At 60.5% G+C, this 16,774-nt stretch carries 14 protein-coding genes; 2 read left to right on the top strand and 12 right to left on the bottom strand.

Features of this window, described 5'->3' with window-relative positions; translation table 11 throughout:
• The first annotated feature begins 150 nt into the window (after positions 1 to 150).
• Positions 151 to 4,518, top strand: coding sequence for an SET domain-containing protein-lysine N-methyltransferase (locus ACLH0H_RS27125; RefSeq protein WP_411380417.1), 4,368 nt, complete (start codon positions 151 to 153; stop codon positions 4,516 to 4,518).
• Between the two features lie 48 nt (positions 4,519 to 4,566).
• On the opposite strand, the gene map is transcribed toward ACLH0H_RS27125, so the two are convergent.
• Both map and ACLH0H_RS27115 read right to left on the bottom strand, forming a co-directional pair.
• The gene (gene map, locus ACLH0H_RS27120; RefSeq protein WP_411380416.1) at positions 4,567 to 5,322 is read right to left on the bottom strand and encodes a type I methionyl aminopeptidase; all 756 of its coding nucleotides are present in this window, start codon (positions 5,320 to 5,322) and stop codon (positions 4,567 to 4,569) included.
• Positions 5,322 to 5,522 (bottom strand): ParD-like family protein, encoded by a 201-nt coding sequence (locus ACLH0H_RS27115; protein WP_003190946.1) that lies wholly within the window; start codon positions 5,520 to 5,522, stop codon positions 5,322 to 5,324. The genes map and ACLH0H_RS27115 overlap by 1 nt, the downstream gene beginning before the upstream one ends.
• A gap of 411 nt (positions 5,523 to 5,933) precedes the next feature.
• Here ACLH0H_RS27115 and ACLH0H_RS27110 point away from each other — a divergent pair, with 411 nt between their 5' ends.
• On the top strand, positions 5,934 to 6,203 hold the full coding sequence (locus tag ACLH0H_RS27110) for a DUF1652 domain-containing protein (RefSeq protein ID WP_076952390.1): 270 nt from the start codon (positions 5,934 to 5,936) through the stop codon (positions 6,201 to 6,203).
• Here ACLH0H_RS27110 and ACLH0H_RS27105 read toward each other — a convergent pair.
• The 10 genes from ACLH0H_RS27105 to ACLH0H_RS27060 all read right to left on the bottom strand — a co-directional run bounded on the left by ACLH0H_RS27105 (position 6,200) and on the right by ACLH0H_RS27060 (position 16,734).
• A complete protein-coding gene (locus tag ACLH0H_RS27105) occupies positions 6,200 to 6,598 on the bottom strand; it encodes a hypothetical protein (protein ID WP_411380415.1) in 399 nt (132 codons plus the stop codon). The genes ACLH0H_RS27110 and ACLH0H_RS27105 overlap by 4 nt on opposite strands.
• Positions 6,599 to 6,678: 80 nt before the next feature.
• Positions 6,679 to 6,936, bottom strand: coding sequence for a DUF2790 domain-containing protein (locus tag ACLH0H_RS27100; RefSeq protein WP_411380414.1), 258 nt, complete (start codon positions 6,934 to 6,936; stop codon positions 6,679 to 6,681).
• A 162-nt stretch (positions 6,937 to 7,098) separates the two neighbouring features.
• Positions 7,099 to 8,034: a carbohydrate kinase family protein gene (locus tag ACLH0H_RS27095; RefSeq protein WP_411380413.1), complete on the bottom strand. Its 936-nt coding sequence runs from the start codon at positions 8,032 to 8,034 to the stop codon at positions 7,099 to 7,101.
• Positions 8,035 to 8,046: 12 nt separating this feature from the next.
• Positions 8,047 to 9,528, bottom strand: a complete 1,482-nt coding sequence (gene xylB / locus ACLH0H_RS27090; RefSeq protein WP_411380412.1) for a xylulokinase — start codon at positions 9,526 to 9,528, stop codon at positions 8,047 to 8,049.
• A gap of 138 nt (positions 9,529 to 9,666) precedes the next feature.
• Positions 9,667 to 11,148 carry a mannitol dehydrogenase family protein gene (locus ACLH0H_RS27085; protein WP_411380411.1) on the bottom strand — a complete coding sequence of 494 codons (1,482 nt, stop codon included), beginning with the start codon at positions 11,146 to 11,148 and terminating at the stop codon, positions 9,667 to 9,669.
• Positions 11,149 to 11,166: 18 nt separating this feature from the next.
• Positions 11,167 to 12,270: an ABC transporter ATP-binding protein gene (locus ACLH0H_RS27080; protein WP_411380410.1), complete on the bottom strand. Its 1,104-nt coding sequence runs from the start codon at positions 12,268 to 12,270 to the stop codon at positions 11,167 to 11,169.
• A 37-nt stretch (positions 12,271 to 12,307) separates the two neighbouring features.
• Entirely contained in the window at positions 12,308 to 13,138 is an 831-nt protein-coding gene (locus ACLH0H_RS27075; protein ID WP_010210759.1) for a carbohydrate ABC transporter permease, read from the bottom strand.
• Between the two features lie 10 nt (positions 13,139 to 13,148).
• Positions 13,149 to 14,039: a carbohydrate ABC transporter permease gene (locus ACLH0H_RS27070; RefSeq protein ID WP_411380409.1), complete on the bottom strand. Its 891-nt coding sequence runs from the start codon at positions 14,037 to 14,039 to the stop codon at positions 13,149 to 13,151.
• 155 nt (positions 14,040 to 14,194) lie between these two features.
• A complete protein-coding gene (locus ACLH0H_RS27065) occupies positions 14,195 to 15,478 on the bottom strand; it encodes an ABC transporter substrate-binding protein (protein WP_411382471.1) in 1,284 nt (427 codons plus the stop codon).
• 350 nt (positions 15,479 to 15,828) lie between these two features.
• Positions 15,829 to 16,734 carry a helix-turn-helix domain-containing protein gene (locus ACLH0H_RS27060; RefSeq protein ID WP_411380408.1) on the bottom strand — a complete coding sequence of 302 codons (906 nt, stop codon included), beginning with the start codon at positions 16,732 to 16,734 and terminating at the stop codon, positions 15,829 to 15,831.
• Between the last annotated feature and the right edge of the window lie 40 nt (positions 16,735 to 16,774).

Raw genomic sequence — 16,774 nt, 5'->3', positions numbered from 1 at the left:
CTCACGCCCATCGGCCGCCTGCCGTTGACATGAGACCTGACAATCAAGCTGGAACCTCGTCCCTGGGTTTTAACACCCAGTGAACGCAGGGGGTGCGTTTAACGCGCGTCGCCTGCCGGACGAGTTTCCCAACTATGGACAGGTACCTGAATGACGGTCATCGCCCCTTCACGCGTTTCTATACCCTCGATCATCCGCGCCAACGACGCTGCTCCGGGTGTTCCATTTCCCGCCCAACAGCCCCGGCTGGCGCAAACTCCTGTGGCTTCCCTCGACAACCCTGGCGCCTTGAAAACCGCGTTTGGCGACCACTGCGACTGGCAAACACTGGCCAAACACCTTCAAGGTATCCTTCAAACCCTTGGGTCAGATCCTGACAAGACTGCTGCCGATCTGGCGGCGCGCCTGAACAACACCTCAATGCGGGTTTGTGAAGACTCTTCGTATCACCGCCAACAAGCCCTGAATCTGAACGACACGGTCAGCCTCCAGACCTTCATTCAGGGCCAGGGCTTGCCTGTTCCCAAGACCCTTGCCGAGGTGATCGAGCTGAACAAGGCTGTCGCCAGGAAGGCGCAGACGTCACCGCTGGGCAATTTCGCCGGTGCGCTGGCCTGGCCCATACCCATCTCCAGGCACGACCAGGATGCTATTGCCGCCCTGTTGCAGGACAGCCGCAGCGGGCTGGCCGGCGTGCCGCTGGCAAACGTGGATAAAGGTGTGTTGGGCTATTTGCTCAGTGGCAGTTCAGTATCAGACGCTGATCTGAAACTTCCGAACCAAGCCATGGAAAAACTGCTCGGCTCACCTAAGGCCCAGGCCCTGGGGCGGGCTATTCAGTCAAAACTGGATGGCCTGCCGACGGACACGAGTATCAATGATTACGTGATGGCAGCGATCCATCTTGGACTGGATTCTTCCTCCGATTTTGATCTGGCTCAACCGCTGCACTGGGGCGCGCCTGCGTCTGAAGTCATCGCCGGATTGAGTAATCATTTGGTTGCCAAGGGCCGTGCGACGGTGCAAACGGCGAAGCTGGCCGCCCGGTTATTGCTGGCCAGGACCGCCCCCGAATTTCTGGTCCGAGACATCCCACGCAGTGTGACCTATGGCAGCCTGACCTGGACGCAACTGGCGATCGCCAGTGCCAGGCTCGAAGCCGATTCGCCAGGTCGCACGCTCAACCTGAGCTATGCCGAAGTGCTGGCGTATGGCGAGCAGGTCAACACAAGCCCCACGGTGCTCCAGAGCATCCAGCGCAAAGCCTTGGCGGACTGGGGCCTGGCCAATGGCTTGCTGGCGAGCAACGCACCGACGGACATTGAGTACGAGGCGGTGCGTGTGGAGTACAACCGCCAGATGCAGGGGCTGGCCAGCGCCAGCGATTTGGCACAAACGCCGTTGCCCAGTCGGCGCGAGATGGCGCTGGCGGCGTTGAAAGCGGCGTTTCCGGGGCTTGACCCTGCGCTCTTCGACACCCCGAGCCTGGCGAGAGTGTTTCGCGTTCCCGGCAGGATGGGGCAGTTTCCGGGCATGCGTTCGATGCTGGACGTGGTGATGCACGGTGGCAAGCTCGGCGCGGACGAACACTGGGAGTCCCGCGACGCACGTATTCCGGCGGCGGCGTTTTGCCGCCTGTATGAAAGCGACAAACTGAATGTGGGCGCATCGTTCAAGGCCGGGTATGACCAGGCGATCACTTCGATAGAACAGGGCCAGCAGGGACTGGCGCAGTATCTGATCTCGACGTTACCGCCCGAAGACCGCAAAAACCTTGAGTACGGCCAGTTGGAGTTCTTCCACACCAACGACTACACGATGGCCATGGACCTGTTTACCAAGCCTGCGCTCAGGACCCGCGGGCACACATTGCGGGTGAAAACCACGCTTAATGGAGAAGTGAATATCTATGAGATCGATACGCGGCGCGCCACCATCGAAAAGCACAACTACCTGAAAACACGCTACACGCCGCCTTATACGGACAAAAACCTGCATCGAACGGACGCCAACGTCATCAGTAAAACCGTGCTGTTCGACCCGTTCAAGGACGAGGCCGACAAGGCCCGCGAGCAGTCGATACCCCACGTAGCCACACCTCCATTGAACTCACCGCGCAGAGACTACATAGGCCGGGTGTTTGCCAAGTCTCTGGATTTGCACAATGACGATTTATTGCAGGAGGCCAGGGGAGTCACTTCCTTTGATAAAAACGCGGCGACAAACCAGGCAATCGGCGAATTCTTCCTGAACCTCATTCCGCTGAGGTCCGCCATTGTCAATTTCAGCAACGGCAACATTGCCGATGGGGTGTTTGACCTGGCCCTTGACGTGATTGGCCTTGTCACTTTGGGCGCCGGCAAGATCGCGCAGGCAGCCAAAGCCTTTTCAAAGGGTGTCTCCAGTGTGCGCGGGCTAGCAAAGGCGGCGCGATTTATCGGTGCGCTGACCATCGAAGCCTTCAATCCAGTGGGCGGTGTCGGCGACGTGGCGCTTGGCGTTGCCGGCGTGGTCAAGACAGGCGCCGGCCGGCTGATCTCCAAGAGCCTTGAGGGGGTAAACCGGCTCAGAGGTGCCAGCGGTAGTTACGACCTGCTCAAAGCGGCGAGCCGGCAACACGGGTCGGCGGCAATTGGCACCTTCAAGGTTGCCGGGGAGATGGTGGAAGGCGCAGCGGTATTGAACAAGGGCCAGTGGTATGCGCTGGATGTAGATAAATTGCGCCCTTACGGCAGTCCTCTTGACTCATTTGCGCCCAACACTCAGGCACTGAACGGGGCGATCCAAGCGAAAGTGGTGCCTCAAGGTGCTCGGTTGAACAACGCCTTGCATGACGCATTCAAAGTCCCTGAGTCGACCCTCGCCGGGTTGTCACGCAACAGCCAGGGCGTTTATGTGGCAAGGAATGGGCACACGTCTTATATCCGCCACATGGATGACCTCGGGCAGCCAGCGGTGTATGAGGTTCGACAAGTCACACGCACGGAAGAAGGTGCGGTCCAGGCACGGATCTATCATAACAATCGCCAGACCGAGCTGCTGGTGCAGCATGTTCAGGGCGATCAATGGCAGCGCCTTGGGGCATTGGGCGGCGTGCACATAGACGCCAGTCATCTTCGCGCATGGGAGGCGCTTTCCATCACCGAGCAGCAGCACATCACGCTCAAAGGCTTCGCCGCGCAGCATCGATTAAACCTGCCGACCCTGAGGTATTACGTACAGCCTGACGGGCTTCTGAGTGCCGCAGGCTTGATCGTTCGCAACCGCACTGGCGGTGTGCCCTTGACCGCGTTGGCACCCCGTCACCTGCGCGACTGGCAGAGCATGACCCAACAAGCAAGGGATGCGACAACCCTGGAAGGTTTCGCCGGTCGCTATCATCTTGATGTGGTCGAGTTCAAAAGCCACGTCAAACAGGACGGCAGCCTGGCGGCGCGGGGCGAAGTGCTGTTGTTCAAGGCCGGCGGCGGTACCTACACCCGGTTGACGGATGAGCATTTGCTGAAGTGGCACCGCCTCTTCCGGCAACCGAGCAATCAAGTCACGCCAGAGGCGTTCCGGCAACACCACATGCTCAATCCGACGGATTGGCAGGCTTATGTGTATGTCGATGGTTCCTTCAACACGTCTGGCGCACGTCGATTGAGCAGGGCGCAGGAAAATCTGTCGACCTCCCCCGCAGCACGGCTGCCTGCCCCAGGCCCGTCGCGCAAGCGGCCGGCGCCGAGTGACGGGCCGCCGGTGCAGATTGCCCCGCTGGATTTATCCCAGCCCTCTGGCAGTAGCGCCGCGGCTGTAGCGCCGGTGGTCATCAAGCGCGAGCCAGGGGTGGTCACGCTGCGCACGCTGGCGCCACACTCGGTGGATAACACGCTGCCGATTCTGCAAGACCCGGTCAACCCCAGGCTGAGCTTGACCCAGGCGGTCGAAGGGCCGATCGATGAGATTCGCATCGCGCATTGGTCCGGTCTGTTGGACGGGTTGGAACCGGCGCAGAAAAAGCAGGTGGGCGACCGGATCAAAGAATCGATCAAGGGTTGGTTACGCAGCGAGGGCAATCACGGACCGCGCTTTGAGGAGATGTTGGAAGTGGTAACGCCTTTGGATGACGGTGGGCCGGCCCGCGGCGCCTCGGTGTGGGCGCGACGCGACATCGCTCAATTTGAAGTGCTCGGTCCTTACTCAGGCAAATACCACGCGAGCGATGCCTCTTTGTTTGAGGAGCAGCGCAAGCAAGGCTCGCGGGCAGTGCTGACGTACCTGTTCGGCACCCGCTCGGGCACCCGCTCGGTCAGTGCCTTGCACAGCGGCAATACCCTGAGCCTGGTCAATACTGCACAATTGAGAAATGGCCCTGCGTGGCAAAGCAATAACGTGATCTCGATTGCAGTGGGCAAGAACCTGTCGTTCTACGTCGCGCTGAAGGATATCAAGGCCGGCGACGAGTTGTTGCTCGATTACGGTCCGCTTTACGACGTGACACCGGGGCTGCTACCAAAACAGGAACCCGTCAACTGATCTTGGTATTGGGGCAAGCCCGACTCCCTGACAGGCCCCCAGGGACTGTCAGGGAGCGGTTTGCAACGTCAGCACTTCAAAGCCATCCGCCGTCACCGCCACGGTGTGCTCCCACTGCGCCGACAGGCTGTTGTCCTTGGTCACCACGGTCCAGCCATCTTTCAGGCTGCGCACCTTCGAGCTGCCCTGGTTGAGCATCGGCTCAATGGTAAACACCATGCCTTCGCGCAGTTCCAGCCCGGTGCCGGGGCGGCCGAAGTGCAGCACTTGCGGTTCTTCATGCATCTGCCGGCCAATGCCATGGCCGCAGTACTCGCGCACCACGCTGTAGCCGTTGGCTTGCGCGTGGCTTTGGATCGCATGGCCGATATCGCCCAGGCGGGCGCCCGGCTTGACCTGGCGGATGCCGGCCCACATCGCTTCGAAGGTCATCTCGACCAGGCGCCGGGCTTTGGGGGCGACGGTGCCGATCATGTACATTTTGCTGGAATCGGCAATGAAGCCGCCTTTTTCCAGGGTGATGTCGATATTCACGATGTCGCCGTCCTTGAGCACCTCCTTGGCGCTGGGCATGCCATGGCACACCACCTCGTTGATCGAAGTATTGATGGAGAAAGGGTAGTCATACTGGCCCAGGCTCGCCGGACGGGCCTTGAGGTCTTCGCGGATGTAGGCTTCGACGGCGGCGTCCAGCTCCAGGGTGGAGCGGCCGGCGCCGACAAAGCCGTCGAGCATGTCGAAGACCTGGGCCAGCAGGCGCCCGGATTCGCGCATCACGGCAAGTTGTGCGGCGGTCTTGATCATCAACTGCGCCCCCGGATCAGGTCGGGCTTGTCCAGCAACAGCTTGTTGATCAGCTCGTTGTAGGGCAGGTGTGGATTGAGTTCGGCGAGCAGGCCGATCTTTATCCAGAACTCGGCCTGGGCGTTGATGGATCGGTCCATCGCGGCGCTGGCCAGGCGCAGTTGTTCGTGCAGTTGGTCGGTGATCTTGACGATGCCCATGCTGTTCACTGTAAGGTTTGAATATACAAAGCGTATATGTTCTGCATGGTTTTAGTAAGTCCCGACCGGCAAAGCGGCTGCTTGCGCGGACTAGGTGGCGGTCGATTCCGAGCGGATACCCCCGTTGAAAGTTTGCGATATGTTGCAGAGCGCATGGTGGCGCAATGTGTCGTTTAATTTAAAGCTCAGGGTTAAACGTTTAATCGCAGGAATTCGACGATGATTAAACCAACGCTGTTTAACTTATATAACCCAGCGCGCGGCTTATGAGGAAAAGTTACTACAAAACCCGGTTTTGCCGAGTAGGCTTGGGTGTTGTAAGCGTCTGCCAGGGTTGGCAAGGCGCGGCGGGCGAGCACTCGCCAAAATCACAACAATCTGTTGGCAGTCTCAATAAAGGAGAGGTTGACCATGCTTTCGGAACTGGAACTACGCAGCATTATTGAAGGAAGTTTCCTGCCCAAACGGTGCGAATGCACCAAAGCCGAAGATGCTTCGCTGACGATCAAGGTCTACGACGACCGCGACCGTGACCGTGTGGATTTGGAAGTCAAAGGCATCAACGCCGACAAACTCGACAGCAGTCGAGCCATTTGCAATCTGATTACCGGGTTGCGTGAAGACCTCAAGCAGGCCCATGTACCCACTCTGAAAAGAGCGGGAGGGCGAGGCTTCTACTAAGTAGACGCCTGGGTTTGAGTGACCGAAGACCTGTGGGCCTGGATGAACGCCAGGCCCAGTACGGTTTCCGTTGCCACGGCCAGCAGAATGCCGGGCCCGGCATTGCCGTTTATCCATTCACTGAACCCCAATACCGCCAATATCAGGCATCCGGCGATAAAACCGCTGGTCATGGCGCGTCGGGTAGCGGACGGCGGCGCATGGCGCGCGCGATAGAACATCACGCCAATGGCCAGCAACAGCGCGGCGTTACGCCGGGCAACCAGGCCCGTGGCGCTGGAATATTCCACGCTCCACAGCCACAACATCCATTCGGGGCGCACGCCCCACGTCAGGGCCAGGGCGAAGCAGAGCCAGGCGGTAAGCAGGGCGAGCGTTTTAAAGCGCAGTTGCATGGCGAATCCTTTCGGCCGTTTCACGAGCGCGCAAGGATACCGCGTGGTGGCGCATTACGCCGCCCTTTATCAGCAGTGGTTCAGTTCTGGAACAGGCAAGCTTCGGATAACTTTTTATAGCTGACCTGTTGCACCTCACCAGCCGTGTCCACGAACTTGATCTGGGCCTCGATGACTTTGCAGTCTCGGGTCTGGGGTTCGGTCATGGAAATCACCTTCTGAATGTCCATGGGCATGCCGTAGTGGTACGGCACGGGCTTTGTTTCAGCCTGTGCCGTTACCGCTGCAGCAGTGAACGCCAGAGTGCAGCCGAGCAGGAATACGCTGTGCGGATTCATGAGGGTTCTCCGTCAGTGGTCCGGTTCATCGACGTGACGAACCGGTGGCCGCACCTTCAGCCGATGGCTAAAGAAATGCGGTCGAGCCCACTGTCATCTCCTCACCTTAACTATTGATTAAATAGAGGTTTCTGGGAAATTTCCTACATGCTTGCAAGACCATCAGAGCTGCCGGCGGTAGGGCAGGTCAGGTCCGGTCTTGGTGCAGGTCAAGGCGGCTGCGCGAATCGCAAAGCCGAGCATGGCGTCGATCTGCGCGCGGGTGAGCTGTTGCAGGCCCTCTACCGAGTCCAATTGCTGTTCGGTCAGCCAGGCAATCAGCGCGGCCTGGAAGGTGTCCCCGGCGCCGACTGTGTCGGCCATCACCACCTCGACTGCCGGTGCGGACCAGTTGCCATGTTGGCGGCTGAATACGCTGGCGCCATCGCCGCCACGGGTCAGGAACACCAGTTGGCAGCGGTGTTGCAGCCAACCCTGCAGCACGCTTTCCGGCGACTGGTCGGGGTAGAGCAGGTGCAGGTCTTCATCGCTGACCTTGATCAGGTCGGCATGCTTGACCAGCTCGGCGACGCGGTCACGCCACAGCTGGATATCCGGCTGCGGGTTGAGCCGCACGTTGGGGTCGAGGCTGATCAGGCGCTTGCCGCTTTCGCGCTTGACCAGGCTCAGCAGGGTATCGCCAATCGGCTGCACCACCAGGGAAAACGAGCCGACATGCAGGCCACGGATGTCATCGCCCAGCGCGGGCAGATGGGCAGTCTCCAAAAGTCGATCGGCACAGCCCTCGCCGCGAAAGTTGTACTGCGGCGAACCATCGGCGCCCACGGCGACCATTGACAACGTGGTTGGCGCATTGAACTCCACCAGGAACCGCTCGCTGACGCCTTCATCCTTGAGCACCTGCAACAAGCGCCGGCCAAGAAAATCCTTGGACACGCCGCCAAACAGCCCGGCCTCGATGCCCAGGCGACGCAACCCGACCGCGACGTTGAACGGCGAACCGCCGGCAATCGCCTTGTAGTTGACCTTGGACGCCTGCCCGCCGGCATCTTCCTCGCTGAAAAAATCAAACAGCGCTTCACCACACACCAGATACATAATCGTTCGCTCTTAAAGGGTTGCCACTAACTGTTGATAGCGCTCGTAAGCCTGTTGATAGGCGCTGACGCTGGACGCCACCGGCAGGGTACGGCTGGCCGGGTCGACGCTCACGCATTTTTCGCACAGGCTGGCCAGGCTTTCGCCGGACTGGCACCACGCCGCCTGGATCGCCGCGCCCAGGGCGGCGGCTTCGCTTTGTTCGGTGCAGATCACTTCGGTGTTCATGATATCGGCGACCATCTGCCGCCATACCGGGCTTTTCGATCCGCCGCCGATCAAGCGGATGCTGTGGCTTTGCAAGCCGGTCTGGCGCAGCAGGTCCAGGCCGTAACGCAGGCCGAAGGTGGTGCCCTCGACCACCGCGCGGCACAGGTTGGCGCGGGTCAGGTTGGTCATGGTCAGGCCGTGCAGGCTGCCGGTGGCGTGGGGCAGGGCGGGCACGCGTTCGCCGTTGAGGAAGGGCAGCATGCTCACGCCGTCGGCCCCGATGGGCGCTTGTTCGACCAGCGCGTTGAAGCCGGCCAGGTCGAGGTCGAACAGCTCGCGGATCACACCGGTTGCATTGGTCAGGTTCATGGTGCAGATCAACGGCAACCAGCCGCCGCTCGACGAACAGAACGTGGCGACCGCCGCTTGCGGGCTCACGCTGGGCTGGTCGGCAAATGCATACACGGTGCCCGACGAGCCCAGGCTCATGGTGATCACGCCGGGGGCAATGTTGCCGGTGCCGATGGCGCCCATCATGTTATCGCCGCCGCCGCTGGAGACCATGGCCTTGGGGTTGATGCCCAGGCGCTCGGCGATGGCCGGCAGGACGGTGCCTACTGCCTGGTTGGCCTCGATCAGTGGCGGCAAGGCCTGTTCCAGGCGGCCGCTCGGATCGATGTGCCGCAGCAGTGCCACATCCCATTCGCGGCTGCGCACGTTGAAATAGCCGGTGCCCGACGCATCGCCGTATTCCGCGATCGCGCGGCCGGTGAGCCAGTAGTTGAGGTAGTCATGGGGCAGCAGGATATGCGCGATGCGCGCGAAAATCTCCGGGTGCTGCTCGCGGGTCCAGAGCAGCTTTGACACGGTATAACCCGGTGCGATCGCCACGCCGAGGCGTTCCAGGGAGCCAGTCTCGCCGCCCAGGTGGTGAAGCAGGCGGTCGTTTTCCGGCGTCGTCTCGGTGTCGCACCACAGCTTGGCCGGGCGCAATACCTGGCCCTGGTCATCCAGCAGAACCAGCCCGTGCTGCTGGCCGGAAACGCCGATGCCAAGGATGTCCTGGCCGTCCACACCGGCCTGTTGCAGGGCGCGGTGAGTGGCTTGGGTAAACGCGTCAAGCCATTCCTGGGTGTGCTGCTCGCGACGGCCATTGGCGCCGCTGATCAGGGTGTGCGCCGCGGCGCCCAAGCCCAGCACCTTGCCGCTGGAGGCGTCGAGGACGATGGCCTTGGTGCCTTGGGTGCCGCAGTCGATGCCGAGGAACAGGTTTTGCTGGGTCATGATGATTTGCTCAGCAGTATTATTGTTGGATTGAAAATACGATCAATGTGGGAGCTGGCTTGCCTGCGATAGCGGTCTGTCAGTCACTTCATGGCTAACTGGGCCACCGCTATCGCAGGCAAGCCAGCTCCCACATTATTAAGCCGGTTTCTTCAGCAAGTGTTGTAGGGTTTCGGTGACGCCCTTGTCACGCAAGCTGGCATAACACCGCTCGAAAGCTGCCACAAACCCAGGCGAGTTGGGAATAGCCGTACCAAAAATCTCTTCCACCCCCAACAGGCGTTTGCTGATCAGCGCGTCATCGCTCACCAGCGCCTGGCAAAACTCGGCACGCGGATCCGGGATCTTGTAGCTCACGCCGTTCTCATCCACACCCTTCAAATACAAGGCCCACGCCGCCACGACCAGTGCGGCGCGTTCAGTCTCGCGGCCATCGGCAATCAACCGGTTGATCGTCGGCACGGTGAACTTGGGAAACTTCGACGAGCCATCCGAACATACCCGTTCTAACTGATCGGCAATCGCCTGGTTGGAAAAGCGATCCACCAGGGTCTGTTTGTAGTCCGTGAGGTCGATGCCCGGCACCGGCGCCAGGTTTGGCGTGACGTCCAGGTCCATATAGGCGCGCATGTAGGCGACAAAGACCGGGTCGTTCATGGTGTCGTGCACAAACCGATAGCCCTTCAAAAAGCCCAGGTAGGTCAGTGCCAGGTGGCTGCCATTGAGCAGGCCGATCTTCATTTCTTCATAGGGGGTGACGTCATGGGTGAACTGCACGCCGACTTTTTCCCAGGCCGGTCGACCGTTGACGAATTTGTCTTCCAGCACCCATTGCACAAAGGGTTCGCACACCACCGGCCAGGCGTCGTCGATGCCGTGCTCATCATGCAATTGCAGGCGGTGGGCGGTGCTGGTCATGGGGGTGATGCGGTCGACCATGGCGTTGGGGAAGCTTACGTTGGCCTTGATCCAGTCATGCAACTGCGCGTTGTGCAGGGCGGCGAAGGCCAGCAGCGCCTTGCGCGTCACGGCGCCATTGTGCGGCAGGTTATCGCAGGACATCACGGTGAATGCCGGGGTGCCGGCGGCGCGGCGTTGGGTCAGCGCAGCGCAGATAAAGCCGAACACGGTCTTTGGCGCTGTGGGGTGCGCCAGGTCATGCTGGATCTGCGGCAGGTGGGCCATGAACTCGCCGTTGCTGTCGTCGATGCAGTAGCCGCCTTCGGTGATGGTCAGCGAGACGATGCGAATCTCGGGGCTGGCCAATTTGTCGATCAGCGCCTGCGCGCCATCTTCGGCCAGCAGCATGTCGCTGATCGCGCCGATCACGCGCACTTCGGTGTCGTCGGTATCGCCCAGTTCGTACAGCGTGAACAGATAATCCTGGCCGGCGAGGTCGTCGCGGGCCTTGCGGTCCTCGGCGCGCAGGCCGACGCCGCAGATGCGCCAGTCCAGGCCTTCGCCCAGGTTCATCAGTGCGTCGGTGTAATAAGCCTGGTGCGCGCGGTGGAACCCGCCGACGCCGATGTGCGCGATGCCTTGGGATGTGCTGGCAATCGCGTAGGTGGGCAGTTTCACCTGGGGTGCCAACTGGGTGAGGTTCTGTTTATTCAGCTTCATGGCGTAATACTCGCGAAATCAGGCGGCGGCGCGCAGTGGGCGGGCCACGGCGACACCGTTGGTGTCGAACAGGTGGCAGTGCGCCGGGTCCAGGTGCAGGTGCAGCGTCTCGCCGTATTGGCTGGCCATGTCGCCGCGAATCCGCATGGTCAGCGGCTCGCCGTTGGCGGTGATGACGTGGCAGAACGTGTCGCTGCCCAGGCGCTCGCCGACGTCGGCGGTAACGGTCAGCGTGGTCTGGCCCAGGGTGGCGATTTCCAGGTGCTCGGGTCGAATACCCAGGGTCACTGCGCTGCCCACGCTCAAGGTCGGGCCGCTGAGCGGCAGGCTGATCAGGGTGCCGGCATCCAGTTGCACCTCGCAGCCCTGGCCTTCAACCCGCGTGACATTGCCCTTGAGAAAGCCCATCTTCGGCGTGCCGAGAAAGCCGGCCACGAACAGGTTGGCCGGTTGGTGGTACAGCTCCAGGGGCGAGCCGACTTGCTCGATACGACCGCTGTTGAGTACCACCACCTTGTCGGCCAGGGTCATGGCTTCCACCTGGTCGTGGGTTACATAGATCATGGTGGCCTGCAGTTCTTTATGCAGGCGTGCCAGTTCCAGGCGCATCTGCACGCGCAAGGCGGCGTCGAGGTTGGACAGCGGTTCGTCGAACAGGAAGATCTTCGGGTTACGCACGATGGCGCGGCCGATTGCCACGCGTTGGCGCTGGCCACCGGAAAGCTGCTTGGGCTTGCGCTCCAGCAACGGGCCCAGTTCGAGGATGCGTGCCGCTTCGTTGACTTTGTTCTCGACGATTTTCTTGTCGACGCCGGCCAGGTCCAGGGCAAACGACATGTTCTTGCGCACGCTCATGTGCGGGTACAGCGCGTAGGTCTGGAACACCATCGCCAGGTCGCGCTTGGCCGGCGTCACTTCGGTGATGTCGCGGCCGTCCAGTTCGATGGTGCCTTCGCTGACCTCTTCAAGGCCGGCGATCAGGCGCAGCAGGGTGGATTTACCGCAGCCCGACGGGCCGACGAACACCACGAATTCCTTGTCGTTCACTTCCAGGTCAATGCCCTTGATGATGGAAAAGCCTTCGAAGCCTTTTTGCAGATTCTTGATTTTCAGGTTGGCCATGATGGGCCTCCGCTTACACAATTTTTATAAGAAGCCGTTATTTCACGGCGCCGAAGGACAAACCGCGCACCAGCTGTTTCTGGCTGATCCAGCCAAAAATCAGGATCGGCGCGCAGGCCAGGGTCGACACGGCGGACAATTTGGCCCAGAACAAGCCTTCGGGGCTGGAGTAGGAGGCGATCAGTGCAGTCAGCGGCGCGGCGCTGGACGAGGTCAGGTTCAGCGACCAGAACGCCTCGTTCCAGCACAGGATCAGCGACAACAACACCGTGGACGCCAGGCCGCCCTTGGCGATTGGCAGCAGCACGCGGACCATTTCCTGCCACAGGGTCGCGCCATCCAGACGCGCGGCTTCGAGGATGTCCTTGGGAATGTCCTTGAAATAGGTGTAAACCATCCAGACCACGATCGGCAGGTTGATCAGGGTGTAGATGATGATCAGCGCGATGCGCGTATCCAGCAGGCCAAAGCTCTTGGCCAATAGATAGATCGGCATCAGCACGCCCACTGGCGGCAGCATCTTGGTCGACAGCATCCACAGCAGCGTGCCCTTGGTGCGCTGGGTTTCGTAGAACGCCATGGAGTAGGCGGCCGGCACCGAGATCAGCAGGCAAAGCGCCGTGGCGCTGAAGGAAATCAGTACCGAGTTCCACGCATAGCTGAAGTAGTTGCTGCGCTCGTTGATGTGCAGGTAGTTCTCCAGCGTCGGCGTGAAGATGAACTGCGGCGGCGTGGCGAACGCGTCGATTTCGGTCTTGAAGCTGGTCAGCACCATCCAGAAGATCGGAAAGAAGATCAGGATCGCGATGGCCCAGGCCAACGTGCCGAGCAACAGGCTTTGCAGGCGGCGGGATTGTTGAAGCGTCATGGCGCGGCCCTCAAGGCTTGTCAGTCAGGTTTTTGCCGATCATCCGCACCAGGATGATCGCCGCGATATTGGCGATGACCACGGCAATCAAGCCGCCGGCCGAGGCCATGCCTACGTCGAACTGCACCAGCGCCTGGTTGTAGATCAGGTAGGCGAGGTTGGTCGAGGCGTAGCCGGGCCCGCCGTTGGTGGTGGTGAAGATTTCGGCGAACACCGAGAGCAGGAAGATCGTCTCGATCATCACCACCACCGCAATCGGGCGCGCCAGGTGGGGCAGGGTGAGGTGCCAGAAGATCGCGATGGCGCCAGCACCGTCCAGGCGCGCGGCTTCCTTTTGTTCCTGGTCGAGGGACTGCATGGCGGTCATCAGCAGCAGGATCGCGAAGGGCAGCCATTGCCACGACACAATGATGATGATCGACAGCAGCGGGTAATGCGCCAGCCAGTCCACCGGTTCGGCGCCGAAGAACTTCCACACGGCCGCGAGAATCCCCGACACCGGGTGGAAAATCAGGTTCTTCCAGATCAGCGCACCGACGGTGGGCATGATGAAGAACGGCGAGATCAACAACACCCGCACCAGGCCGCGGCCGAAGAACTCACTGGCCTCCAGCAGCGCACTGATCAACACGCCGAAGACCACGCTGATCAGCAGCACGCTGCCCACCAGCAACAGGGTGTTGGTGGCGCCGGGCAGGAAACCCGAGTCGGTGACGAAGTAGGTGAAGTTTTCCAGCCCGACGAACTGGTTTTCACCGGGGTAGAGCAGGTTGTAGCGGATCAGCGAAAAGTACAGGGTCATGCCCAGCGGCACGATCATCCACAGCAGCAGCAAGGCCACCGAGGGGCTGACGAGGAACCAGCCGGGGTTGGCCAGGCGGTTTTTGGGTGTTGTTTTCATGGTATTCAAGGCCAGTGCAGAGCAAGCATCGGAGTGCGGTCAATGTGGGAGCGGGCTTGCTCGCGAATGCGGTCTTCCAGTTGATGCATCCGTGGCTGATAGATTGCATTCGCGAGCAAGCCCGCTCCCACATTTACTACAGCGGTGTACCCACTTTATTTGGGATAACCCGCCCGCTTCATTTCCCGCTCGGTAGTGGTCTGCGCAGCCGTCAATGCCGCATCCACCGTCTGCTGTCCGGTCAGCGCACCCGAGAAGAACTTGCCGACCTGGGTCCCGATCGCCTGGAATTCAGGAATGGTCACCAACTGGATACCGATATACGGCACCGGCTTGAGCGTCGGTTGGGTCGGGTCCGCCACTTTCAGCGATTCCAGGGTCACCTTGGCAAACGGCGCGGCCTTCATGTACTCGTCGCTGTAGGTCGACTTGCGCGTGCCCGGCGGTACGTTGGCGACGCCGTCGGTCTTGGCGACCAATGCGCCGTATTCCTTGGAAGTCGCCCAACTGGTGAACACCTTGGCGGCGTCCTTGGCCTTGGAACTGGTCGGAATCGCCAGGCTCCAGGAGTACAGCCACGAGGTGCCCTTGTCGGTCTTCTCGTGCGGGGCGAAGGTAAAGCCGACATGGTCAGCCACCTTGCTTTGGGTCTTGTCGGTGACAAACGAGCCGGCGACGCTGGCATCCACCCAGATCGCGCACTTGCCGCTGTTGAACAGCGCCAGGTTTTCGTTGAAACCGTTGCTGGACGCACCCGGCGGGCCGGATTTCTTCATGTTGTCCACGTAGAAGTTCAGCGCGTCCTTCCATTCAGGGCCGTTGAATTCCGGCTGCCACTTCTCATCGAACCAGCGCGCACCGTAGCCGTTGGCCAGAGTGGTGATCAGCGCCATGTTCTCGCCCCAACCCGCTTTGCCGCGCAGGCACAGGCCGTATTGCTCCTTGCTCTTGTCGGTGAGTTTGGCCGCGAATTCGCCGATCTGGCTCCAGGTCGGGTGCTCGGGCATGTTCAGCCCGGCATTCTTGAACAGGTCGGTGCGGTAATAGGTGATCGAGCTTTCGGCGTAGAACGGCAGGGCATACAGCGAGCCTTTGACAGACAAACCGTCACGTACCGAAGGGAATACATCGTCGAAGTCGTAGGACGCCGGCAGATCCTTCATCGGCTCCAGCCAACCCTTGGCGCCCCACAGTGCAGCTTCGTACATGCCGATGGTCAACACGTCGAACTGCCCGCCCTGGGTGGCGATGTCGGTGGTCAGGCGTTGGCGCAGCACGTTTTCTTCCAGCACCACCCAGTTCAGCTTGATCTCCGGATGCTCGGCCTCGAAGGTTTTCGAGAGCTTTTGCATGCGGATCATGTCGCTGTTGTTGACGGTGGCAATGGTCAGGGTTTGCGCGCCAAGGCTGACGGCGCTGAGGGTCATGCAGGTCATCATGCAGGTGGAGACAAGCAGAGCTTTTGCTGTGAACTTCATCGCGCACTCCATTTCCGCGCCCAGGGGCTACGAAAGGACAGTTATTGTTGTTGTGTCTTCCTACAGGGAGTCAGGAAGAGTGTGCGTTGATTACAGCCTTCAAACGCCACGGTGACAAATCCTTGGGCGCACTGGGACTGATACTTTTTTGCACTCGATTGATCGTTCCCACGCAGAGCGTATGATCGTTCCCACGCTCTGCGTGGGAATACATCCCGTGACGCTCCGCGTCACCATTGCGCATTCAGCGGGGACGCGGAGCGTCCCAGGCGGCGTTCCCACGCAGAGCGTGGGAACGATCTCAGACGATCTCAGGCCAGGTTCTGTTCGGTCAGCCGCTGCACCGCCAGCCGTCGATAGTGGGAAGGGGTCATGCCTTTAAGCTGCTGAAAGCGCCGATTGAAGTTGGAAATATTGTTAAACCCCGACTCAAAGCACACATCCGTCACGGCCTTGTCGCCATCGGCCAGCAACTCGCAGGACTTGCTGATCCGCAGCCGATTGACGAACTCGATAAAGGTGCGCCCCGTGGCCTGCTTGAACACCCGCGAAAAGTACGTGGGCTTCATCCCCAGATACTCCGCCACTTCTTCCAGCGGCAGCTCGCGTGCGTAATGCGCAAAAATGTAGTCCACCGCGCGGTTGGTGCGGTCGATGCTGTGTTCGTCCGCCACCTGTGGCGTGTTAACCCCGGACAAGAGCTGATAGTCCTCACAGGCGCTCAGCACTTCCAGCAAGATAAAGAAGTGCCCGAGGCGCGCCATGCCCCCGGCATCCTCGATGCGCTGCATCAAGGTCATCGCTTGGGCAATCGTGTGTTTGCAGCGAAACTCGATACCGTACTGCGCCCGGTCCAGCATCGGCGCCAGGCTCTTGAGTTCGGTGAAGATGTGACTGCCGCTCTCCAGCAGGTCATCAGTGAAATTCACCAGCATGTCGCGCTTGGGCACCACCTCGTCTTCCTCCACCTGGCTGATCCAGTTGTGGGGCAGGTTGGGGCCGGTGAGAAACAGGCTTTCCGGGTAGAAGTTGCCGATGTAGTCGCCGATGAACACCTTGCCGGAGCTGGCGACGATCAAGTGCAGCTCGTATTCCTTGTGAAAGTGCCAGCGTACCAGCGGGCAGGGGAAACCGTGCTGGCGATAGATGATGGACAGACCGTTGTGATCGTCCATCAGTTCGTAGGAAGGGTCGGTGACTCGCGTTGCTCGGGTCATGCTGCCGTCGCTTTATTGTGGTTGCTGCGTAGGATAATGC

The sequence above is a fragment of the Pseudomonas sp. MPB26 genome (genome assembly GCF_046605355.1).
Taxonomy (GTDB): Bacteria; Pseudomonadota; Gammaproteobacteria; order Pseudomonadales; family Pseudomonadaceae; genus Aquipseudomonas; species Aquipseudomonas cedrina.
The sequence above is the reverse complement of the archived record's forward strand: the minus strand, read 5'-3'. Positions and strand labels throughout refer to the sequence as shown.

Bases quoted from the DNA above. Each gene is read 5' to 3' on its own strand.
- ACLH0H_RS27115 (WP_003190946.1), bottom strand. From the start codon at position 5,522: ATGGGCATCGTCAAGATCACCGACCAACTGCACGAACAACTGCGCCTG.
- ACLH0H_RS27060 (WP_411380408.1), bottom strand. From the start codon at position 16,734: ATGACCCGAGCAACGCGAGTCACCGACCCTTCCTACGAACTGATGGAC.
- map (WP_411380416.1), bottom strand. From the start codon at position 5,322: ATGATCAAGACCGCCGCACAACTTGCCGTGATGCGCGAATCCGGGCGC.
- ACLH0H_RS27080 (WP_411380410.1), bottom strand. From the start codon at position 12,270: ATGGCCAACCTGAAAATCAAGAATCTGCAAAAAGGCTTCGAAGGCTTT.
- ACLH0H_RS27095 (WP_411380413.1), bottom strand. From the start codon at position 8,034: ATGTATCTGGTGTGTGGTGAAGCGCTGTTTGATTTTTTCAGCGAGGAA.
- ACLH0H_RS27125 (WP_411380417.1), top strand. From the start codon at position 151: ATGACGGTCATCGCCCCTTCACGCGTTTCTATACCCTCGATCATCCGC.
- ACLH0H_RS27070 (WP_411380409.1), bottom strand. From the start codon at position 14,039: ATGAAAACAACACCCAAAAACCGCCTGGCCAACCCCGGCTGGTTCCTC.
- ACLH0H_RS27105 (WP_411380415.1), bottom strand. From the start codon at position 6,598: ATGCAACTGCGCTTTAAAACGCTCGCCCTGCTTACCGCCTGGCTCTGC.
- ACLH0H_RS27065 (WP_411382471.1), bottom strand. From the start codon at position 15,478: ATGATGACCTGCATGACCCTCAGCGCCGTCAGCCTTGGCGCGCAAACC.
- ACLH0H_RS27075 (WP_010210759.1), bottom strand. From the start codon at position 13,138: ATGACGCTTCAACAATCCCGCCGCCTGCAAAGCCTGTTGCTCGGCACG.
- xylB (WP_411380412.1), bottom strand. From the start codon at position 9,528: ATGACCCAGCAAAACCTGTTCCTCGGCATCGACTGCGGCACCCAAGGC.
- ACLH0H_RS27085 (WP_411380411.1), bottom strand. From the start codon at position 11,148: ATGAAGCTGAATAAACAGAACCTCACCCAGTTGGCACCCCAGGTGAAA.
- ACLH0H_RS27110 (WP_076952390.1), top strand. From the start codon at position 5,934: ATGCTTTCGGAACTGGAACTACGCAGCATTATTGAAGGAAGTTTCCTG.
- ACLH0H_RS27100 (WP_411380414.1), bottom strand. From the start codon at position 6,936: ATGAATCCGCACAGCGTATTCCTGCTCGGCTGCACTCTGGCGTTCACT.